This window comes from Chryseobacterium metallicongregator, from assembly GCF_031324065.1.
Lineage (GTDB): Bacteria > Bacteroidota > Bacteroidia > Flavobacteriales > Weeksellaceae > Chryseobacterium > Chryseobacterium metallicongregator.
Map to the genome: position 1 here is coordinate 529,654 of NZ_JAVIXS010000020.1, position 22,566 is coordinate 552,219.

Consider the following 22,566-nt stretch of genomic DNA (forward strand, 5'->3'; position numbering starts at 1 on the left):
ATTCTTTTAATTTGAGATTACCCTGCTTTTGGTTTTTCTACACTCACCTTCCAGTCATCACCAAAATAAGTCTTCATTTCATTGTCTAGTATTCTTTTTTTATCAGTGTCGCTTTCATATTTTAGAATAAGCATTGAGGCTACAAACCTCAGACTGCTCTGTTCTCTTGCTGAGGAATCCATTACTTTTGCTATATCCAGACATTTTTCAAAATATCTGATCATTTTATCTTTTGTCAGAACCGTATCATTCAATGTAGCGATGATTCTGTAACACTCAATTGCCATTGCATATTCTTCTATTTTCTGAGCGGTTTCTGCAGCTTTTTCAAATATTTTTTCTGCTTTGGATTTTTTGGAGTTTCCTAACAGATAACTACCATAATTCATATACATCTGAACTGCTAAAGGGCTTTCCGATTCTACTTCTTCCAATATTGTACGGTAGGTATCTTCTGCCTTTTCTTTCTTCCTGTCTGCGGTATAAGCCTGGGTAAGCATAAAATAAGCAGAAATCTCTCCTTGCTTATTCTTTTGTTCTTTAGCAAGTTTCACAGCTGTTTTCAATGCATGCTCTGCTTCTTTGAATCTTTCTTTGCTTAAATGATTACTTGCGATAAGAATCTGCTGTTGAAAATCCGTATCAGGACTATTCTTTTTACGGTTAGTATGAGCTGCCGTATTCTGCATTAACTGATGAATGTCTACTTCCACTCTGAAGCTATGCGCAGAAGAGATATTGGGCAAGGTTCTGTAGGTATGATGTTCCGCCCAAACCAGTTTAATATCTTTATTTTCTGAGATCTCACAGATCCTGCACCACTCTTTCACCCACAAAGAAAGTTCCTCGGTATCACTGATCCTGAGCGGAGCAATGTAGATATAGATTTTAGCATCCTGAATATTAGGGAAGTTCTTCTTTAATTCCATCAAAGGATAAAATGCCTTATATGCATCTGTTGTAAAGTTTTCTTCTGGGTTTTTCAGGTCCCATTGGGGAATATTCTCTTCGCTTTTTTTTAACATCTCATAGAACTCAGTCCATTCATCCAATAAGGTTTGCCCGAAAGAGTTCATTCCGTTAAATTCCTGATAGTGGAGTAAAAAAACATCATCACTTTCTTCATCTTCAGAAAGTTTCGACTTGATAAACCCATCAAAAAGATCCGTTTCATGTTTTTCTCCTATACAGATCAGCATGGGTTTTTCTTCATTTTTTGAAACGACTTTCTGCCATTGTCTTTTTAACTTCACCAACTCCAAATCTACTGGATTCATCTGCCTTAATTCAGTTTTACAGTTCCACTTACAATATTTGTTTCACTTCCTCCTCCAACATTGATTTTTCCTCCACTGCTAAGATTAGCTTCAGTATCACCCCTCATAGAAAGTGTATTGGTTCCGATATCGAGCGTATCAGATTTGATTCCGACACCCGAAGTAGGTTCACCGTCTTCAGGTCCTACTCCTACTCCGATACTCGTTGTTCCACCAACACCAATATTGACTCCCTGTACAAATATTTCTTTTCCTTTAATCTGAATATTTCCATCTTTATCCATGTAGATTGAACTGTTTCCGCAACTCAGGGTAATAGAAATTTTACTGTCTATCGTTATATTTCCGGCTCCATCTAGAAAAACAGAATTTTGATCTTTATCTTTTACTGTAATTCCACCAGCATCGTCCAGACTCATCGTATGTCCGCTTTTACTGCTTAAGCTTTTAATATTATTTCCGGCTCCACCGCCTCCGCCAACGCCTCCATGGAACATTCCTCCCATCACAAACGGACGGTCAGGATGTTGATGTGCGAAATTGACCACCACCTGATCTCCTTCTTCCGGAATCGCCATGAAACCACGATTTTTACTCACTTTTTCACTTCCTCCGCCATCTGGAGTCATTACCCTGATATATTCTGTTGTGGTAGAGCCGTTTTGCCAGTCGAACTGTACTTTAACTCTACCCTGATTCAAAGGATCTACATTGGAAATTACTTTGGCAAATTGAGCATCTGCTTTTGGTGTATGGAACTCCGGACGGGGAATAAATCCGGTATCAGAAGCTATTGCCTCAAAAGTTCCGGTATAATATCCTCTGGCATCTACCTCATGATACATATCTGTAATCATCAGTTTGGTAAAATAAGTCGTTTCACTGCTTTCTGCTTTTCTCATTTCGATATCCGCGATACAGCCAGGATAAAGAAATGGCACTGTAGTAATTCCTGAAATAACAAATACTTCAGCAGCCTTACTTCCGGCAGTTCCTTTCTGGGAATTTTCCACATCCATGAAAGAGACAGCTTTTATGGGAGCTACTCTCAGTGAGGGAGTTGTAAAAGTTTTTTCTGAAATTTCATATGCTCTTTTGGCTATATCTGAGGTATGATTAATTTTTGAATTTCCTGCTGTTAATTTTTCATTTTTACTACTGTTATAGCCATAAAATGAAGGATTCACGTGCTGTGCTTTCATTTTTATCTTGACATCACTTACACTGCTTCCATACGTAAGTTTCACAGGTTTTTCCTGAGGTGGAAGCTTTCCGAAATGCAATACTTCACCATCGTAATAGAACTGTTCGCCATAGGCTTCTGCAATTCTGGCAAGATAGTTATAATGAGTCTCTTCATATTGTGAGCTGTAAGAAACATTTCCATGGGCTGCATCTACCCTGAAATCAAAACTGTTTTGTCCGAGTCCTTCTTTGATCACCTGATCTGCAATACTGTTAAGACTGATTTCCTGTGCTCCGCCAAAACTTTGAATATGAGGAGCTGCATCCAAAAGAACCGTAGGGCTTGATCCTGTAAGAACAATATTTCCCAGGCTTCCTTTTTCCTGGCTGAAACCTACTTCTGTGATCACTCCTACAAAGTTTCTTTCCGGGCCGTCTTCAACGTCTTTATATCTGAAAATCACAGTAATTCTCTTTCCAAGAAAGTTTTGGGCCTCTTCAAGATTATGATTTTCTGAGCTTCCTAAGATATCGTGGGCCAGCATCAAATCAAATTCATGATGTTTTACAGCACTTTGTTTAAGCTGAAAATGCTTGAAATGTTTAATTACCTTTCCGTCAATTACAATTTCAAGTTTTATCACACGATTAATTCCTGCAACCTGATTTCCAGGGATTGTATTGGCATTATAAATTCCTGAAGTTGGCTGTTTGGACCATACTTTATCTTCTACCAGTGTGGGAGGGTTCGGTTGTTTAACCTGATTCATAAACATTTGAGAACCGTTTTGAACCAGCCCTGTATACGCCTGAGCCTGAGCCATTTTTTCTGTAGCTTTCTTAATGGTTCCGCTCGATTTTTCATGTACTTCCTGAGCAGCTTTGCTGACAGCCTGATCTGTCAATGTTTCTTTAATATTCTTTACAGTTGAAATTTTATCTTTGGAAACAGGCATTTTGGGTGAATGATCGTCCTGAAACATAATTGTAATATTTTGATTGATTGGGTGTCAGTTTTTTTAAGTCTGAAATTGATCTGGACAGCAAGGTTCAGATACATTTTTCGTTATCCGCACTCCATTGGTAATGGTGAAATCCGGATATTGATATCATAACAGGGTATTAAAAAGGAAAAATATAAGAGTAAGCTTACTTTATAACCCTGTTGGAATTTCAAGATTTCTCTTGATGTTATTCTTGTAATATGTGGGTTTTAATCATTATTAATTTTTTGTAATTGGATTTGTGGTATTACAAAGATAAAACGGTAATTGCTATTCGAAAAATTTTAGACACTTAATCTGAAATTTTGTCGTAGTTCTACTACTTTTCATAAATAATTCTAAAATGAATGATTAAAAAAAAGGAATAAATACCTCTATACCAAATAAATAATTAACAATTTTTAATAAATGCAAACAAACAATTTATCACTTAAAATAGAAATAAATTAAAATATAAGATCTTTTAACAAGAAAAACCAGCTATACATTGACAGCTGGTTTGTATTTTTAATAGTCTGATGATCTTTTATAATTTCACACTGATCTCCTGCACTTCCTCTGCAGAAAGCCCGTAAATTTGAGGTGTTTTTACATCCAGAAGGTTCAGGTAGATATATAATTCTGCCCTGTGATGAATTTCATGTTCTATCATGGCACGAAGCCATTTCCATACGGAAATTTCACTATTGGCAGGTGTAAGACATTTCCTGGTAAGATCTTCATCTGATAGTCCTTCAATAATTTGAAGAGTCTGTCTGTGCATTTCGTTGAAAAACTTCACTGTATTTTCATAACCGTCGGCAAGATCCTTACCACATCCAGGATAAGCACTTCTCCTTCCTGTAATAGTTTCTCCATACATATACCGTTCAATGGCAGCAATGTGTCTTATCTGATCGCCAATAGTAAATTTCCCGGGTTTATAAGAAAAATCAATATGTTCAGGAGGAACAACTTCAATAATACGATTGGTTCTTTCTCTTATTTTCCTATAATACTCAAGGAATGAGTGTACAGTTTTTATTTCCATATCTTTTGCTTTTTCTGTAAAGTGAATATAAGAAATCTAATAATATTTGGTTTAGGGTTTTATCATAAATCAATCATAAGATTAAAAAAATCCCCAATAAGTGAGTCTAAAATTTGGAAGCTCAATAAATAACCAATATTTTAGTTAAAAAATAACCATGATGAAAAGAGGAATTTGCTTGTGTATTATCCTGTTAAGTTTTAAAAATCTTACTGCCCAGTCTGCAAAAATTGATACTGAAAAACTTCTTGAGTATTATGAAACACAACGTTATGCTGATGCAGCTACTTATCTTCAGAGCATATATCCCGGAGATACACAGGATATAAAAGCCCTTTCACAAATTGCTTACTGTAATATGATGGCTGGAAAACTGCCGGATGCAGAGAAAAGTTACCTGAAAATCAACACTATTCAACCCAACAACCTGCCTACTCTATTCAGCTTAGCAAGTATTAATTCCAGACGTGGAAATGTTTCTAATGCCAAAACCTATCTTCAACAGATTATTCTGCTTGACAGTCTTAATTTCAATGCTTATAAACAACTTGCGGCTTATGCAGAAACACCTGAATCCAGACTTAATTATCTTAAAAAAGCCAATACCTTGAATGCCACCGATCCTGATGTAGCTTATGATCTTTCCATAACTTACAGCGGTCTCAAACAATATCAACCCGCTTATGATGTATTGAAAACAGCAATCGCTGCTGATACTGAAAACTTTACTTTACAACAAGCTCTATTGCCGGTTGCCAATCAGTTAACCCAATATTCTGAAGTGATTGAAATTGGTGAAAAACTACTGAAAAATCATGCTGATGTGAATGTAATGAACGATATGGGACAGGCTTATTTTTATGTAAAGGATTATAAGAAATGCATTATGCTTTACAAAGCGATGGAAGATATGGGTGTACAAAATGAAAGCACATTATATTTTCTGGCACTGAGCTATCGTGAACAGAAAGATTATAACAATGCAGCCATCTATGCACAAAAGACTATTGATGAAGCTATTTCAGACCACACCAACCTTTACTATGCTGCGCTGGCGGGTATTTATGAAGCCCAAAACCAATATAACGAGGCGGTAACAGCTTATAAAAGAGGACTGACTTTTGGTACCAGCAATATTATCTATTACCGTTTGGGACTTCTTTATGATCTCAACCTGAAACAGCCTAAGAATGCAGCGACATACTATCAGATGTATCTTAAAAACAATCCGGATCAGAACAAAGAAAAAGAACAGATTGCCTATGCAAAAGGAAGAATTCCTGTATTAAAATAAATTCAAAAAGAGATAAAAGCATTTTGTGATTATAGTCACAAGGGAATGCTCAGTGAACCTTTAATTTTGTATTCAACAATAAAAACAATCTTTATGAGCAATACCATTCAAAACATTGCAGAACAGTTTATCCACTATTTAAATCAAGAAAATTTTGACAAGGCGGAAAGCTGTCTCGATCCTGGCTTTAAGTTTATAGGAGTATTGGGTATGAGAGAAGGAGCTTCTGTTTATATGAAAGATATGAAGCAGATGAAATTTAAGTATGAAATTCTCAGGACTTTTACTTCCGGTGAAGATGTATGTTTTTGGTATAATATTAACATGGGAGAAAAAACAATAGAATCTTCGGGATGGTATCACATACAGAATGGAAAAATCAAAACCTTAAAAGTTCTGTTTGATCCCAGACCTTTATTGGATAAATAAAAACACATTAAAAACGCTGTCCCTGTTCATCTATCTTAATCGTCATAAAAAAAAATATGATTATGAAAGAATTTGCATTGATCTTCAGACTGAAAGACATTTCTGATTTTAAACCTTCTCCTGAACAGATCCGGGAGCGCATGATCTGGCTTGGAAACATTGCTGCACAAAACAAACTGGTGGATGAAGGAAATACTTTATTACCCGCTCCGGGAGCTGCCAAAACTGTAAAACCAGATAATATGGTAACGGATGGCCCTTATACCGAGATCAAAGAATTCATTAGTGGATATATTATTGTACGGGCAGAATCTATTGATGAAGCCGTTGAAATAGCGAAAGGAAACCCAATTTTTAAAATTGGAGGAAATATTGAAGTTCGTGAAGTCTTGAAGACCGGCAAGTAAGGTGGAATTTGGGAGGAATTACAGTTTAAGTTGAAAATTTCTTCATGCATTCAGCATTGCCTAAATCCAGCCTGCTTTTTTTCTCCAAACTGTATATTCAACATCTTTGCTATCAATTTCCGGAATGACTTCAGGTTCCGGAATTTTGTTAATATCTGATTCAGGCAGGACCCGCAGATTTACCTTTTTACGTTCTGCATTTAAGTTTTCTTTATTTTCTACGGGATAAATTGTTCCTTCAGAGGTTAACTGTGTCCCATATTTTTGAGGTTTACTCTGAAAAACCTGAATCCTGTCGTATAAATAGGCTTTATGCAAAAGATTAATATCATTGGAATGCTCTTCCATCATAGCATAACACGTTTTCATAAATTCAGGTTCACCGATGGCATGCTGGATAATCAGCCAGGTTGCATCATTAGCTTTCTCGCCGACTTTTGAGATGGTAGGATAACCTATTTCTGCTATAATTTCCCGCAGCCGTTTTGCATTGGCTCTATGAATATTTTCCATTTCAGGATGATAGCCTCCGGATAATTTTCCAGCCAGCAATAGTTTTTCTCTGACGGACAGATCCTGGCCAGCCATTTCGATCAGTTCTTTTTCAAAAGGAAGATTGTTCATATAGTAGTTGATAAATGATGATTGATGAATGAGCGTCTTTCTCTATGTGATTCGATCAAGAATAAAGTGCGCTCTGTTTTCTACTGAAACTTTAGGAACTTCGATAACAGTATAACCATATTCCTGATAAATGTCTTTCATACACTCAAAGGTTTCCACCGCTTTTTGAAAGGTTTGTTTTCTTTCAGGATCGTTTTCATAAATCTCTTTCCATGGGGGAAGAATGAAAACATTATGATGATAAGCCATTTCTCTTGCTTTTGCTACCATAGATACCGGAATTAAAATGTGTTCAAGTTTCATATAGCCCAACGTATCCAATATCCCACGGTCAAAGAAAACAGGTTTCTTATGGGACAACTTGCTTATTTCCATGTAGGTTTTTACAGATTCTTTAAACATCAGTTCTGCAAAAAGTTCTTTGTTAAGCCATGGAAGCCCTTCACCACCAGAATCAATCTGCTCTTTAATGATTTTTCTTCCTTCTTCAGGCACAGTTATCAATTCATGACGGGTTAATTCATCCAGCAATGTTGTTTTTCCTGCTCCGGGACCTCCGGTAATGATATACAATGTTGAAATATTCTGCTTCATGAGTGTACATTCTAGTGTATTTATAACCCCATAGCACAACAGAATTTTTATAGAAGCCGTAGGGTTAGTTATTGTTTTTAATGATACTTTTATAAGTGTTGATACGATCTTCTTCCCGGTACATATTACACAATATCAGGAGATCATCTGTATTGTACCTTTCCGCAACCTGATGTAATTTCTGATCTACGGATTCTGGTGTTTCAATCATAATTCTGTTTAAAGTAGTAAAGAATTCTTCTTCATCCTTTGTTCCCAAAATTTTCTGTTCTACTGCTTCCGGAGAAAGAACCGCATTGGGACTTGCCAATTGTCTGGATTGCAAAAACTGATAGGCCATTCCATAAGCATTACGTTTGGCATCTTCAATGTTGTCTGCTACGGATACAGCTATAGCAACCTGTAATGAAGGCTGAGGAAAATATTGCGTGCTATCAAATTCTTTGAGATAAGTATCGGTATTTTCCTTTCCATTTTTACTATTCATAAAAGCAGCGAATGAATATCCGACCCCGTGCCTGGCCGCTTCTCTGGCAGAAGTTATTCCTGAACCCAGCCACATAATTTCCGGAATATGCAGTACATGAGTCGGCTGTGCAATAAGCCCATCATATATCCCTTCTTCATCTTTTATGAATTGAATGATCTCTTCCAGTTTTGTTTCCATATTGGATAAAATGACTGGTTTATGATTGTTCAGTGCCATTACAGCATTTTTTAATCCTCCCGGTGCTTTTCCCAACCCGAGAATAAACCGTTCAGGATAAAGGGTTGACAGCATTTTGGACCATTCCGCAATTTTATACGCAGAATAATTTCTCATCATAATACCGGCTGTTCCTACTTTGATCCTGTTTGTTTTACTGAGAACAATAGCAGCTAATAATTCAGGGCTGGAGCTTCCATAGGCTTCTACGCCATGATGTTCGGAATACATAATGCTATGAAATCCTATTTCTTCAGCCAATACAGCAAGGTTAATACTGTTTTTCAATGCGGATGCTGCATTGCCACCCATGGTTGTAGGTGACTGATCTAATATCCCCAATTTCAGCTTCATACTATTGAATCAATTTTATGGTGAAGTTATGAAAAAAGCGTTACGTAATGGAAAAATATAATCTGATCATTCTTTAGGCGGGAAGACAATTCCTTCATCCTTAATCAGCTCATAGCCAAACTTCATAATGGTTTCAATCACCGGAATGGCTTTTTTTCCTTTTTCTGTAAGACTATATTCTACTTTTGGAGGAACTACCGGAAACACTTCTCTGTAAATCATCTCTTTCGCTTCCAGTTCGCGCAGCTGGCTGGTCAGCATCTTGTCTGTGATATGCGGAATGTCTTTTTTAAGTTCACTAAAACGAAGAGGTTTCTCCTGTAATCTCCACAGAATAGGCATTTTCCAGGTTCCTCCGATATGACTTAAAGCGAATTCAATAGGAGTATAGTACAATCTTTTATCATGGAAAAATTCAGGCATAATAATTTTTTTTAGGATCACTTTCAAAAAGGTAAGTATAGAACTAAAAGGTAAGTATATAGTTTTCTGAAAGTATATTCTGCAAATTTGCAAAAAAATAATGAAAATGAACAGAAATCTTTATGTGCTGGCACTCGGTGTTTTCGGAATTACCACTACTGAATTCGGAGTGATTGGAGTATTGCCAGAAATTGCTTCTACATTCCGGATATCCATTGAAAAAGCAGGCTGGCTGCTGAGTGTATTTGCATTGATTGTGGCTGTCTTTGGACCTTTTATGCTGCTTTTATGTTCTTCATTCAAAAGGAAAAATCTACTGGTCTTTTCCTTATTTATTTTTGTTGCCGCTAATATTCTATCTGCGTATATCACCAATTTTTATCTGCTGCTTGCCGTCAGAATGATTCCGGCATTTTTTCATCCGGTATACTGGTCCATTGCCTTATCTGCTGCCGGACAGACCTCAGATCCTAAAGAGAAATCAAAAGCGGTAGGCATTATTTTTTCAGGCCTTACCCTAGCCACCGTCATGGGTGTTCCATTGGCTACTTTTATGTCTGATCTGTTTTCCTGGCAGTCTTCTTTTTTACTTACTGCTTTTATTAATGGCGTTGCACTGGCAGGAGTATGGATTTATTTACCATCGATTCAAAATACCAATGCATCATCAAATAAGTTTCCCTTTAAAATATTTAACAATAAACATCTATGGATTGGGCTTTTTCTGGCATTCTTTACGATTACAGCAATGTATTCAACCTATGGTTATATGGCAGAATTTTTAAAGAGTATTACCAAAATGAACGGAAAACAGATCAGTCTGATGTTCTTCCTTTTTGGAACAGTGGGAATTGCAGGAAATAAAATTGCGGGAAAATATATGAGCAGATTTCCGTTTCAGACCACTCTTCTGTTTTTAATTCTATTATCAGGAATTCATTTGTTAATAGGACATTATGGAAATCAGTTTCTACCTATGATATGGATTATCGGATGTTGGGGGCTGGTTCATTCCGGAGGCTTTCTGATCAGTAATATGAATGTCACTTCTTCCATTTCCGGTTCTTCGGAGTTTATCAATAGTATTTTTACTTCCTGCGGGAATTTTGCTGTTACTGCCGGCACTCTATTCGGAGGATTCTGGATTGCCCGTTATGGGTTAGAGCACATAATTTGGTCAAGCATTATAGGATTAACTCTCGCTCTTATACTGGTGCTTATCAAAAGGAAGTATACAGAAACTAAACTTTAATATAAAAAATAAAACCTTCCTTATTCCGGAAGGTTTCTTTCTTTATAAAGATGATTATGCACATCTGATATCAGCACAACCACCTCCACCTCCGTTTCCGTTTTTGTAATAACATGCTGATGTAGGGCATCCACATGCTATACACTCACTCTCTGCAGGTGGACGACCACCCGTGATTGTCTTTAAATTTTGTCTCGCGATTTTCTTTAGATTTTTCATAATAAATAAGTTATTAGTTTGAAAAAGTAATTTAATAAAAAAATCATTGAACAGGTTTGATTCCAATTGTTAAAGTTTTATTTTTCTTAATATATAATATAAAAGAGTCAGTAATAAAGCACCTCCCATAATGATCAGCCACCAATAAGGTAAAACCCAGAGTACAAAATATTTCATGGAGTTCATCAGATAAGAAATCAGATTCTCTGATGGATAAACCTGTCCTAAAGCAGAGTCTGTAAGCCCTAAAATATAGGCTATCAAAGACAATATCAAGATATTTATCATCAACACTTTTAGTATATTTTTCTTCATAGTCATATTTAAAAATAAAAAAGTTGAATCGCTATCTAACTATTTATTCCCCGTTTTAAACTTTATAAGAAGGTTCTCATCTTTCAGAGGATACCCATCTTTTGAGATAAAACTTTTATTGGTCATTACAAATTCATACTCTTTATTAGGTTTAAGATCTGCCTGCAAAACCAACGTTTTATTATCGTTTTCCATTCCTACAACTTTAGTAAATGGAAAATACTCTTTTCCTTTATCAGAAAGGTTAAAAGAATAGCTTTTGGGAGTCATTTCTTTTGAAAAGGTAATTCTTATTTCTTTTGTATCTGCACTTACATTTGCAGAACCGTTTTCAGGCTCTATTTTTACGATATAAGGTAGATTCTTATCATATTCATTGATCAACTTTTGCTTATCAATTTTTTCACTGAAAAATTTTGATTTGTTCAGGAAGCTTTCAACAGATTTATTATCACTATAGTTCAGTTCAATAATATCTTTGATGGCCTGTTTTTTATCTTTGGTATTCTGGTAATACATTTTACTGATCACATATCCCACATAATAACCTAAATCCGCGCCCTCTTCTTTTTGTCTTCCATTATAAAACCAGTTGGCAAGATTACCGGTAAACATTTCTTTTTTAAATTGAGCTTTAATTTCAGCTTCATGAGCCATTCCGTAAGAAACATATTTTCTTTGCGGAGATTCATTCATCACAAGTTCTGCAATCAGATCGCATGATCCTTCCTTTATAGCCTGATTTAAAACCCTATTTTGATATCCGGTCTGCTGAGTATGTATATATTCGTGAATATTCAGAAAAACGATATTATCCAGAGACTGATTTGCAAACATACCCTTAAGCCACTCATCTTTAAATTCTGAGACATCTGTAGAGCCAATCCCCGTAGCAAGTTCAGTGCCTACCAATACCATATTTCCACTCACAGTTCCTCCAGCGTTAAGCCCGCCAATTGTAAAATACATTTCGGCATCTTTAAGTTCAGGATACAATTGCTTCAGCCTGACAACACCTGCTTCCAACTCTTTGGTCTTAGTTTTTATCGTTAAGGTATTCGGCCTTACTGAATTCCAGAATTTAGGATATTTTTCTATGACTTTTACATACACACTATCGTTATAATCTCTGGCATTCATAAAAGCTTTTAAGCCTTTTGTTGCTTTATCAGTATATAATCTTTTGATAAGATCCAGCTTTCCGGAATAATCATTTGTTTTTTGAATGCTGTCATAAGCCACCCAAAAGTTATCAATATCTGAAGTGAAAATCCTGGTTGATTTCTGTGAAAAAGCAGTGGCAAATACAAGTGAAAAAATAATTGTAGTAAAACGTTTCATGGCTATTTTTAATATGGCAATTATACATACAATTATTGTATTTCACAACCATCTTTTACCTCATAAACACTATAGATTTTAAAAGAATAGAAGGTAAAATCATATTATAATAACTCTAAAAAAAGCACAACCGAAATAGGGGTTTTATTATTTATTTATATTAATTCCAAATAATTTTAATTCTTTCCATTTTATTGTCGTAAATATTTAATACTTTAGCTTAATAATTTGAACGAATGGGAATAATCCTTAAACCAATTGATATTGTAGATGACATTTCACAAGAAGATTTCCGTGAAAAATATCTAAAGCCATGTAAGCCAGTGGTAATCAGAAATATGACAAGAAAGTGGCCCGCCTATCAAAAATGGACGATGGATTACATGAAGGAAGTAGTAGGCGACGTTGAAGTTCCCCTTTATGACAGTTCCAAAGCAGATCCTGCCGCTCCTATCAATACTCCGACTACGAAGATGCCTTTTCGTGATTATGTTGACCTTATTCAGAGAGAGCCTACAGATCTGAGAATTTTCTTCTTTGACCCTATAAAATTTGCCCCAAAACTGCTGGACGATTATGTTCCGCCAAAGAACCTTATGGGTGGTTTTTTAGATAAATATCCAAGTATGTTTTTCGGAGGTAAAGGTTCTGTGACTTTTCTTCATTATGATATCGACATGCCACATATTTTCCATACTCACTTCAATGGAAGAAAACATGTCCTTCTCTTTGAATACAAATGGAAAACACGTCTGTATAAGCTTCCTTATGCCACCTATGCACTGGAAGATTATGATATTGCCAATCCTGATTTTGAAAAATTCCCGGCATTGGATGGTATTGAAGGAATTGAATGCTTCCTGGAACACGGCGATACATTATTCATGCCTACAGGTTGGTGGCACTGGATGAAATATCTGGATGGATCTTTCTCTATTTCCCTGCGTGCATGGGATAAAAGCTGGGCTGTAAAAGCACATTCTCTTTGGAATCTTGCTGTTCAGCGTAATTTTGATAATTTCATGAAAGGCCGATACAAAAAAAGGTATATGGACTGGAAAGAAAGAAAAGCAGTAGAAAGAGCTCATATTGCTTGGAAAAAAGGGCTTCCCAAAAAGTAATAAAACTTTTTAAATAATTAATGAGTGGATGATTTAACCTGAATCATCCACTTTTTTATTATCTTTTAAGATGCAATTCAAAAATTAGTTAAATTGCAAAATGTTCCCTTAATATCAGTCTATATGTTTGAAAAGTTGATCGATAGTTTTGAGAAGCTGTGCCTGCAGATTATTATTGAAATATTGTTGGTTCCGGTAACCATCTTCAAATTGTTTCAGGATCCCCGCCGCTGCTATGACCTGTCTGTTCATGAGATGGAAAAAGAAGAAACTGAGCGTTTCCACGACTACCTCTCTCCTATCAAACTTTCTGTTTACACCTCAGTCATTGTCTCCGTACTTTTAATGGATTATGGTGGTGAGCACAATATTATCTCAAAGATCAAAGGGCTAAGTATGGTAGAAAAAGCTCTATTTATATTTTTGATGAATAATATTACTGCAGTTGTATTCAGTGTTGCTTTATTATGGTACAAAAAAGAGAAAGTGAATACAATAACCTTCCGGACATTATTATTTTCTTTCATTTATACAACGGTGTATACCTCTACTCCTTTTTTTATATTAATCAGTTCGGCTATGTTTCTGGGGCAAACATTGAATGTAGATGCTTATATTGACCGTTTGGATAAATTGAGTGAATATGGAACCAGAGACTATTTGTTTTTCCTGGTGTTCCTTGTTTTCATCATCATTGGAACCATCGGTGTTTTCAAGCTTTTCAAAGCGTTGCATTATATTCTGAAAAATAACTTCAGCTATCACCCGTATGTTGTATGGTTTTTCACGGTACTTTTCTTTGTTATTCAGCTATATTATGCGAGAGGATTTATTTAAAAACCTACCAGTCTGTTCATATTTTATTTAAATTTGTAAAAATTTTACATCATGCCCAAACCTCGAGAAAGAATAGTAAGCACTGCTATGGTTCTCTTCCATAGACAAGGTTACAACAACACGGGCATCAATCAAATCATCGATGAAGCTGATGTGTCCAAAGCAAGTTTTTACCAGCATTTTAAATCTAAAGATGATCTTTGTATTGAATTCCTTAACAAAAGGTATGATTACTGGGTGACTGAGCTTGAAAAATTCACATCGGAAGCTGAAACATTGCAGGAAAAGTTCCAGAAATCCTTTGATTTCCTGATTTACATGAATGAAAGAGAAGATTTCAGAGGATGCAGCTTTCTGAATATTCTGTCGGAAATTCCAGCTGATAAAGAAGAAATTCACAAAGTCATCCGTCATCATAAAAATAAATTGAGAGAATGTTTCAATGAAGACATTCAAAACGATATAATCTCAGCACATATCTATCTTCTTTTTGAGAGCTCCATACTGACCAGCCAGCTTTATAAATCGAATGAATTGATCGAAAAATCTAAAATAATCGTACAGGATATATTGAACGTCTCCCATTAATCCTTCAGATATGCACATTCCGGATCTTCATTCTTTTTTGAAAACTGATCTTCATTTATCAGCTGAAATTACTTATCCTGCTAAAGCAATCCTGCTTGAGGAAGGAAAAATTTCCGATAAGATGTTCCTTGTAAAAAACGGAGCTTTAAGGGTATTCTTTTATCAGGATGGAAAGGAACTTACATTGGATTTTATAACAGAAAATCAGGCTGTATCATCTTTTGACAGTTTCCTGAATGGCATTCCCTCTGATTTTGTTATTGAAACTCTGGAACCTGCTACAGTCTATGAACTTCATGCTGACACTTTTCAAAAGCTTTTGGAAGATCAGGAATTCCAACGTACCTTTTATCCGCTTTTTTACAAACGTTTCAGTGAAATCAATAAACGGCTGATCTCTTTTCTCAGGGATTCTCCTCAGAAAAGGTATGAACAGCTTCTCAAAAACCGACCTGAGCTTCTTCTGCGCTTTCCACAGCATTATATTGCCTCTTATCTTGGGATTACAAGTGTTTCATTAAGCAGGATACGCAACCGTAGGTAATTTCTTTACAATTGTTATCGTTCAGTCATGAGTCTGTAAGGTAATTTTGTTTCAAATAATAAAGTTATGAAGCATTTTATCCAACAGGTTTTCAGCGAAGTTCTGGAAAATCCGGTATTTGAAGAAGTATTAATCGAAAAGTATTTTTCAAAAGAATACATTCAGTTTGTAGATCATGCTCAACTGAATTACGATGAATTTGTCCTTCACATCAAAAAGCTCAAAGAAAAAGTAAGTGAACAAAAGCTTGAGATTATTAGCCATGCGGAAAACGGTAATATCATATTTACCAACCACATCGCAAAATCTACCCTAAAAGATGGAAGTAAGGTTGTACACAAAGTACTGGCAGAATTTACAATCCAAAATTATCAGATTATACGATGTGATGAATTGACTTTACTTGTGGAGGGTAATGATGCTGCAAAGAAATTAGGATCTGAGAGGTAGATAACACCTTTATGTCCCCCTTCACTACTCAGTTTCTATGTTAACAATTCTTAAGAAAACCTTAATTTTCTCTTCAACTCCTTTTCCAAACAGACGTTTAATTTTGTTGTGATTTTTATCTAAAACTAAGAAAAGTGAAAAAAATTTTTACGTCTGTTTTATTTTGTGCTTCAATTTTTTTCTATGCACAAACCGGTTCTCTTTCCGGAAATATCAACGATGATTCGAAGATAGCCCTGCCAGGAGCCAAGATTTCCCTAAGTCCGGGAAATATCTATACAACTTCTGATGAACATGGAAACTTTGTATTCCTGAATGTCCCACCAGGAAGTTACACCATGAAAATTGATTATCTAGGTTATGGCGTACATGAATATAATGTAACCGTAGAATCTGAGAAAAATACCCGTCAGAATATTATTTTCGACAAGAAAGAAACGTCTATTGCAGAAGTTGTAGTCTCAGGAGCTACTTTAAAAAATCAGGCGAGAGCTTTAAACAAGCAAAAAAATAACGCCAATATTACCAATGTGATTTCTTCAGATCAGATCGGGCGTTTTCCTGATGCCAATATCGGGGATGCCCTGAAACGTGTACCGGGAATTACCATACAGAATGATCAGGGTGAAGCCAGAAACCTTATCATCAGAGGGCTTGCACCGAATCTGAACTCCGTTACCCTGAATGGAGACAGAATTCCGTCTGCTGAAGGAGATAACCGTAATGTCCAGATGGACCTGATTCCTTCCGACATGATCTCTACGATAGAAGTTAATAAAACCCTGACTCCGGATATGGATGCCGATGCCATCGGAGGTTCCGTGAACCTTATTACCAGAGCTTCTCCGAACGGACAGAGGATTTCTGCGACAGTTGCAGGAGGATACAATCCCATTCGTGAAAAAGGAAATTATACAGCGGGATTTGTGTATGGAAATAGATTTCTGGATAAAAAACTAGGAGCTGTATTCAGTTTTTCTTATAATAACAACAATTTTGGTTCAGATAATATTGAACCTGTATGGAGCCAGGCTAATGATCTTGCCCAAACGGTGTATGTCAGCAAAATGGGCGTACGTTATTATAATGAACATCGTATCAGACACAGTTTTGATCTTAATATGGATTATGAGTTTAATTCTAAAAACAAGATCTATGCTTCTGCCATGTACAATTTCAGAAATGATAAAGAAACCAGACTGGCCTTAGGATATAAAATAAAACCTGTCTACAGCGCCGATGAAACGGAGATTACTGATTGGAAAGGCAGTATTACAAGACAGAATAAAGGCGGTGATGCCGATAACGACAATACCCGCCTGGAAAAACAAAGAGTTCAGAACTATGCTTTAAGAGGAGAACATTTATTAGGTTCTAAAGTAGATCTTGACTGGTCTGTCAACTATGCCATAGCCAGTGAGGATAAGCCTCATCAACGCTATATAGAATTTGAAAACAGCAAGATGAATTTTGCTCCAGACCTTAGTAATCCTGAAAAACCAATGTTCAATCTTCTGGCAGCAGACAATTTGGGAAGCTATAAACTCAGTGATCTTTCGGATGCCAATAACTTTACCCAGGAAAAAGAGCTTGGAGCCAAAGTGAATGTACGTTTTCCTTTTTCTGTTATTGATGGTCAGAAAGGAAGGCTTCGTACCGGTTTCCGTATGCGTTTGAAGAAGAAGGAAAGAGAGAATGATTTCTATGCTTTTACTCCGGTCAGCAATATGGGAAGTCTCTTATCTGTACCAACGATCAATCTTGATGGTCAGAATTTCCAGGCCGGAAATTATGTTCCGGGAACTTTTGTTGATCCTTCTTTTCTTGGAGGATTAGATTTATTCAATCCAAATTTGTTTAATGGTAAGCTGAAACCTGAAAAATACCTTTCCAGTAACTACAATGCAAAGGAGCAGATTTATGCAGGATATATCCGATGGGATCAGGATTTTAATGATAAACTATCGATGATCGTTGGAGCACGTATTGAAACAACCCAGATTGATTACACCGGAAACTATGTGATGAATGAGAAGGATCTGGTAGGACAAATTAATAATACCAATACATACACAAACGTCCTTCCTAATATTTCCTTTAAATATGTTCCGATGCAGGATCTGGTACTTCGTGCAGCATTTACAACAGCTCTTGCCCGCCCGAACTATTATTCACTGGTTCCTTATCTGAATGTTATTTCAGAGGATGAGATCGTTGCAGCAGGAAATCCAAACTTAAAGGCAACCTATGCTTATAATTTTGATTTCATGGCAGAAAAATATTTTAAGTCTGTGGGAATTCTTTCCGGAGGTATTTTCTATAAAAACCTGAACGACTTTATTTATACCTATTCCAAAAGAAATTATACGGCTAATGATTTTGCCAGCGATTTTGCAGGACAGTCCAACCCTATTCCTGCAGGAGAAAGCAACTGGAAGTTTACCCAGCAGCGCAATGGTGACAATGTAGATATTTATGGATTTGAAGTCGCTTTGCAAAGGCAGCTTGATTTTATTCCCGGAGCTTTCTGGAAAGGGCTTGGAGTGTATGTAAACTATACCTATACCAAATCCAAGGCAAAAGGAATTACCAATGAAGATGGGGTGGAAAGAACAGATGTAGGGCTTCCGGGAGCTGCTCCTCATATGTTCAACGGATCGCTTTCGTGGGAAAACAAACGTTTCTCAGCCAGAATTTCCATGAACTATGCCTCTCATTATATTGATGAGCTTGGAGGCAAGGCATTTGATGATCGTTATTACGACAAACAGTTTTTCCTTGATGCCAATGCTTCTTACAAAATTACAAGCCAGCTGAGAATTTTTGCGGAAGCCAATAATCTGACCAATCAACCGTTAAGATACTACCAGGGAATCCAAAGCAGAACCGCTCAGGCTGAATATTACAGACCAAGGTTTACGATGGGAGTGAAATTTGATTTTTAAAATACACATGAAAAACATACATTATATAATAGCCCTTTCAGTTCTTCCACTTGTGATCAACTGTACCGGGCAGAAAGAAGTAACAGAAAAATTAAAACCTACAGTGATCACAGAAACAGTGGTTCATGATACGGATGATCCCGCCATATGGATCAATCCTCAGGATGCTTCAAAAAGTATTATCATTGGAACAGATAAAGATACTGATGGCGGATTGTATGCCTTTGATCTTAACGGGAAAATTATCAATAAAGTGCTAGGATTGAAACGTCCCAACAATGTTGATCTTGAATATGGTTTTATTTTAAATGGGGAAAAAACAGATATCGCAGCGGTAACTGAAAGGGAAACCAATAAAGTAAAATTATACTCGCTTCCTGAACTAAAAGAAGTGGGAGAAATCTCAGTATTTGAAGGAGAAACAGAACGTGGTCCGATGGGAGTTTCAATGTATAAAAATCCGGAAAAAGGGGAAATATTTGTCATTGCCGGAAGAAAATCAGGACCAAGTGACGGCTACCTTTGGCAATATAAACTGGTTGAAAAGAATGGTGTTATAACAGGTGAGGTGGTTCGTAAATTTGGAAAATACAGTGGTCTGAAGGAGATTGAAAGCATCGCAGTAGATGACGAAATGGGTTATATCTATTATTCTGATGAACAGTTCGGGGTTCATAAATATTATGCAGATCCGGAGAAAGGCAATGAGGAATTAGCCGTTTTCGGGAAAGGGGATTTTAAATCTGATGTGGAAGGAATTTCCATCTACCCTACTTCTAAAGGGAAAGGATATATCCTTGTTTCCAATCAGCAGAATGATACCTTCAATGTTTATTTAAGAGAGGATCAGTCAAAAGGAAGAATTGCAGAAATTCTGGTTTCTACCCTGGAAAGTGATGGGTCTGAGGTGGCGAATGTTAATTTGGGTTCAAAATTTCCCAAAGGCGTTTTTGTTGCCATGAGTAATGGCAGGGTATTTCACTTTTATGACTGGAGAATCGTTGAAAAAGCCATTAAGTCTGCCGTGAAATCTGCAAAATAAAAATTAATCTTTTAAACCATTAAGGTGGATAAGATTGTAAGAGTATTAAGTTGAGTTAAAGTCACGAGATTGCTTCACCTGCGGCTCGCAATGACAACATAGCTCATCTTAATACTCTTCACTTTTTCATTCTTCTTAATGGTTCATATCTTAAAGTTTTTCAACGCAAAGATTATTTTGCATTACATATTATTTTAAGGTAGCTAAGAAGAGTCGATTTTTAATCGACTGATAAAGCAGAATGTTTATTCATAAGCAGCAATGCTGCTGTACATTGCCTCTTCAAAATAAGTCATTTGCATGATAAACTTTGCATTTAATATTACTTTCTTACTGCACTTGTTTTCTCAAAAACTCTGCGGTATATGATATTTTGTTTTTCAATAACTCCACCGGAGTTCCTTCAAACAATACTTCCCCACCAAATTTCCCTGCACCGGGCCCCATATCTATAATCCAGTCTGCCTGCGAAATAATATCAAGATTGTGTTCTATAACAATCAGCGTATTATTTTGATCTACAAGACCATTAAAAAATGTCAGCAGTTTTTGGGTATCACTGGGGTGCAGTCCTGTGCTGGGTTCATCAAGAATAATGATCTGATTGGTATTTTTCAGCTCTCTTGTCAGTTTCAGACGCTGTCTTTCACCTCCGGAAAAGCTATCCAGCCTTTGTCCTAATGTCAGATAATCAAGACCTAATTGTATCAGCAGATCAAAATTTTTAAGAATAAATTCTTTCTTAAAAAAATCAGATGCTTCAGAAACCGTCATATTCATCACTTCTACAATTGTTTTTCCGTTGTATCTGTATTGCAGTACATCAGGATCAAATCCCGAACCTCCACACACTTCACAAGGCTGTTCAATATCGTCCATAAAAGCAAGGTCAATTTTTTCTATCCCCAATCCTTTACAGTTTTTACAGGCTCCTTCACTATTTCTGCTGAACAGCTTATCTGAAACATGATTAGACTGTGCAAAAAGCTTACGGACAATATCCGATATTTCCAGATACGTAAGCAGATTGGAACGGACACTTGCAGCAAACAAAGATTGATCAACAATGGTCACATCCGGATAAAGTTCTGGCAGAATACGATTAATCAGAGTACTTTTACCAGATCCTGCAACTCCTGTTACGACGGTCATTACTCCGGTCGGAATATTTACGGTCACATTTTTAAGATTATATCTATTCGCGTTTTTTATTTTCAGATAGCCATCCGGCTTCCTGAATTTTTGTTTGATGGAAGGTTTCTTTGCGAAATAAGAACCTGTTTTACCTGCCGAGTTTCTCAGGTTTTTAAATGTTCCGTCGTATACCACTTCTCCTCCATTTCTTCCTGAACCAGGGCCTATATCAATAATCCGATCCGCCATTTTGATCAGATCCGGATCATGTTCTACAATTAATACAGAGTTTCCTTTGTCCCTTATCTGCTGTATAATAGTGATGATATTCTGCAGATCCTTGGGATGAAGGCCAATGCTGGGTTCATCAAATATATATAAAAGATCAATCAGGCTGTTTCCAAGGCTTCGTACCATTTTGATACGTTGAGATTCTCCTCCGGAAAGCGTATTGGTACTTCTGTCCAGCGTCAGATACTGTAGTCCTATCGTGATGATATTCTGCAGTTTTGCGGAAAGTTCTTTGATGACAACTTCATATGGTTTTGAATCCAGTGAAGTAATAAATTCAAGCAGTTCATCCACTGAAAGAGCCATACAATCAGCAATACTTTTACCTTTGATTTTGCAGGACAATATTTTTTCATTCAACCGTTTTCCGTTGCATGACGGGCAGGTTTTGGTGATCACAATATTCTTCAGAGCATCTTTTCTTGTGATGTTTTCTTTAGAATCTTTTTTCAGAAACGCTTTTTCAATTCTTGGAACAATTCCTTCGTATTTTACTGTTTTTCCCCATTCTTTATGAGGGTGTTTCGGTTTGTGTTCCGGTGCATACAACAGAGTTTCCCATTCTTTATCGGTGAAATTCTTTAGCTTTTTATCATTATCAAAATAACCTGACAAAGTATATCTTGTTAAGCGCCATCCTCCAGGCTGAAAAGTAGGGAAACGGACAGCTCCTTCATGTAAAGACTTTTCTTGATCAATTAACGCATTCACATTCAAAGTCTGAACAAAACCTAATCCCTCACATTCAGGACACATGCCCTGAGGATGATTAAATGAAAAAACGTTAGAATATCCTACAAACGGCTCTCCCATTCTCGAAAACAGCAACCGTAGGGAAGCAGACACATCTGCCGCTGTTCCCACAGTAGATCTTGCATTTCCCCCCAAACGTTTTTGATTGATAATGATGGGAACATTCAAATTTTCAATTTTATCTACATCAGGCAGGCCATAGTGCTGCAGACGGTTTCTGATAAAACTGTTCTGTGTTTCATTAATCTGTCTTTGTGCTTCAGCTCCGATGGTTTCAAAAACCAATGATGATTTTCCAGATCCTGATACTCCCGTAAAAACGACAATCCTGTACTTTGGAATTTTTATGGAAATATTTTTGAGATTATTTTGCCGGGCATTGGTAATTTCTATATTTTCCATATTTA

22 protein-coding genes are annotated in these 22,566 nt (G+C 36.4%); 11 read left to right on the forward strand and 11 right to left on the reverse strand.

From position 1 onward, the window contains the following. Positions 1 to 17 precede the first annotated feature (17 nt). The 3 genes from REB14_RS20315 to REB14_RS20325 all read right to left on the reverse strand — a co-directional run bounded on the left by REB14_RS20315 (position 18) and on the right by REB14_RS20325 (position 4,496). On the reverse strand, positions 18 to 1,277 hold the full coding sequence (locus REB14_RS20315; RefSeq protein WP_309523119.1) for a tetratricopeptide repeat protein: 1,260 nt from the start codon (positions 1,275 to 1,277) through the stop codon (positions 18 to 20). Between the two features lie 5 nt (positions 1,278 to 1,282). Continuing rightward, positions 1,283 to 3,445, reverse strand: a complete 2,163-nt coding sequence (locus REB14_RS20320) for a type VI secretion system Vgr family protein (RefSeq protein WP_309523120.1) — start codon at positions 3,443 to 3,445, stop codon at positions 1,283 to 1,285. Between the two features lie 547 nt (positions 3,446 to 3,992). Further along, on the reverse strand, positions 3,993 to 4,496 hold the full coding sequence (locus REB14_RS20325; protein WP_079241349.1) for a DinB family protein: 504 nt from the start codon (positions 4,494 to 4,496) through the stop codon (positions 3,993 to 3,995). A 157-nt stretch (positions 4,497 to 4,653) separates the two neighbouring features. Here REB14_RS20325 and REB14_RS20330 point away from each other — a divergent pair, with 157 nt between their 5' ends. From REB14_RS20330 to REB14_RS20340, 3 genes are all read left to right on the forward strand, one after another. Beyond that, complete coding sequence (locus REB14_RS20330) at positions 4,654 to 5,790, forward strand: tetratricopeptide repeat protein (protein WP_309523121.1); 1,137 nt, start codon at positions 4,654 to 4,656, stop codon at positions 5,788 to 5,790. Between the two features lie 93 nt (positions 5,791 to 5,883). Continuing rightward, a complete protein-coding gene (locus REB14_RS20335; RefSeq protein ID WP_079243898.1) occupies positions 5,884 to 6,219 on the forward strand; it encodes a nuclear transport factor 2 family protein in 336 nt (111 codons plus the stop codon). A 62-nt stretch (positions 6,220 to 6,281) separates the two neighbouring features. Beyond that, positions 6,282 to 6,626 (forward strand): YciI family protein, encoded by a 345-nt coding sequence (locus REB14_RS20340; protein ID WP_079243897.1) that lies wholly within the window; start codon positions 6,282 to 6,284, stop codon positions 6,624 to 6,626. A 60-nt stretch (positions 6,627 to 6,686) separates the two neighbouring features. Here REB14_RS20340 and REB14_RS20345 read toward each other — a convergent pair whose 3' ends face one another. The 4 genes from REB14_RS20345 to REB14_RS20360 form a co-directional block, all read right to left on the reverse strand. Beyond that, a complete protein-coding gene (locus REB14_RS20345) occupies positions 6,687 to 7,250 on the reverse strand; it encodes a DUF6624 domain-containing protein (RefSeq protein ID WP_079241347.1) in 564 nt (187 codons plus the stop codon). Positions 7,251 to 7,292: 42 nt separating this feature from the next. Then, positions 7,293 to 7,844 (reverse strand): AAA family ATPase, encoded by a 552-nt coding sequence (locus REB14_RS20350; protein WP_309523122.1) that lies wholly within the window; start codon positions 7,842 to 7,844, stop codon positions 7,293 to 7,295. Between the two features lie 64 nt (positions 7,845 to 7,908). Beyond that, positions 7,909 to 8,904, reverse strand: a complete 996-nt coding sequence (locus tag REB14_RS20355; RefSeq protein ID WP_079241345.1) for an MsnO8 family LLM class oxidoreductase — start codon at positions 8,902 to 8,904, stop codon at positions 7,909 to 7,911. Positions 8,905 to 8,970: 66 nt separating this feature from the next. After that, positions 8,971 to 9,327 (reverse strand): winged helix-turn-helix transcriptional regulator, encoded by a 357-nt coding sequence (locus REB14_RS20360; RefSeq protein WP_105682708.1) that lies wholly within the window; start codon positions 9,325 to 9,327, stop codon positions 8,971 to 8,973. Between the two features lie 106 nt (positions 9,328 to 9,433). Between REB14_RS20360 and REB14_RS20365 the strand changes: the two genes are divergently transcribed. After that, the gene (locus tag REB14_RS20365) at positions 9,434 to 10,579 is read left to right on the forward strand and encodes an MFS transporter (RefSeq protein ID WP_309523123.1); all 1,146 of its coding nucleotides are present in this window, start codon (positions 9,434 to 9,436) and stop codon (positions 10,577 to 10,579) included. Positions 10,580 to 10,633: 54 nt separating this feature from the next. Here the strand turns inward: REB14_RS20365 and REB14_RS20370 are convergent, their stop codons facing one another. The 3 genes from REB14_RS20370 to REB14_RS20380 form a co-directional block, all read right to left on the reverse strand. After that, positions 10,634 to 10,798, reverse strand: coding sequence for a bacteriocin-like protein (locus tag REB14_RS20370; protein ID WP_156121439.1), 165 nt, complete (start codon positions 10,796 to 10,798; stop codon positions 10,634 to 10,636). A gap of 69 nt (positions 10,799 to 10,867) precedes the next feature. Continuing rightward, entirely contained in the window at positions 10,868 to 11,113 is a 246-nt protein-coding gene (locus REB14_RS20375; protein WP_079241343.1) for a hypothetical protein, read from the reverse strand. Between the two features lie 39 nt (positions 11,114 to 11,152). Continuing rightward, the gene (locus REB14_RS20380) at positions 11,153 to 12,454 is read right to left on the reverse strand and encodes an Ig-like domain-containing protein (protein ID WP_309523124.1); all 1,302 of its coding nucleotides are present in this window, start codon (positions 12,452 to 12,454) and stop codon (positions 11,153 to 11,155) included. Positions 12,455 to 12,690: 236 nt separating this feature from the next. Between REB14_RS20380 and REB14_RS20385 the strand changes: the two genes are divergently transcribed. From REB14_RS20385 to REB14_RS20415, 7 genes are all read left to right on the forward strand, one after another. Then, entirely contained in the window at positions 12,691 to 13,575 is an 885-nt protein-coding gene (locus REB14_RS20385; protein ID WP_309523125.1) for a cupin-like domain-containing protein, read from the forward strand. Between the two features lie 123 nt (positions 13,576 to 13,698). Further along, positions 13,699 to 14,412: a hypothetical protein gene (locus REB14_RS20390; RefSeq protein ID WP_309523126.1), complete on the forward strand. Its 714-nt coding sequence runs from the start codon at positions 13,699 to 13,701 to the stop codon at positions 14,410 to 14,412. Positions 14,413 to 14,463: 51 nt separating this feature from the next. Further along, positions 14,464 to 15,000: a TetR/AcrR family transcriptional regulator gene (locus tag REB14_RS20395; RefSeq protein ID WP_309523127.1), complete on the forward strand. Its 537-nt coding sequence runs from the start codon at positions 14,464 to 14,466 to the stop codon at positions 14,998 to 15,000. 10 nt (positions 15,001 to 15,010) lie between these two features. Next, positions 15,011 to 15,544, forward strand: a complete 534-nt coding sequence (locus REB14_RS20400; protein WP_079241338.1) for a Crp/Fnr family transcriptional regulator — start codon at positions 15,011 to 15,013, stop codon at positions 15,542 to 15,544. Between the two features lie 66 nt (positions 15,545 to 15,610). Continuing rightward, positions 15,611 to 15,994, forward strand: a complete 384-nt coding sequence (locus tag REB14_RS20405) for a hypothetical protein (protein ID WP_309523128.1) — start codon at positions 15,611 to 15,613, stop codon at positions 15,992 to 15,994. Positions 15,995 to 16,128: 134 nt separating this feature from the next. Then, entirely contained in the window at positions 16,129 to 18,939 is a 2,811-nt protein-coding gene (locus REB14_RS20410) for a TonB-dependent receptor (RefSeq protein ID WP_309523129.1), read from the forward strand. Positions 18,940 to 18,946: 7 nt separating this feature from the next. Then, positions 18,947 to 19,981, forward strand: a complete 1,035-nt coding sequence (locus tag REB14_RS20415) for a phytase (protein ID WP_309523130.1) — start codon at positions 18,947 to 18,949, stop codon at positions 19,979 to 19,981. Positions 19,982 to 20,311: 330 nt separating this feature from the next. On the opposite strand, the gene REB14_RS20420 is transcribed toward REB14_RS20415, so the two are convergent. Then, entirely contained in the window at positions 20,312 to 22,561 is a 2,250-nt protein-coding gene (locus REB14_RS20420) for an ATP-binding cassette domain-containing protein (protein WP_309523131.1), read from the reverse strand. Positions 22,562 to 22,566: the final 5 nt, after the last annotated feature.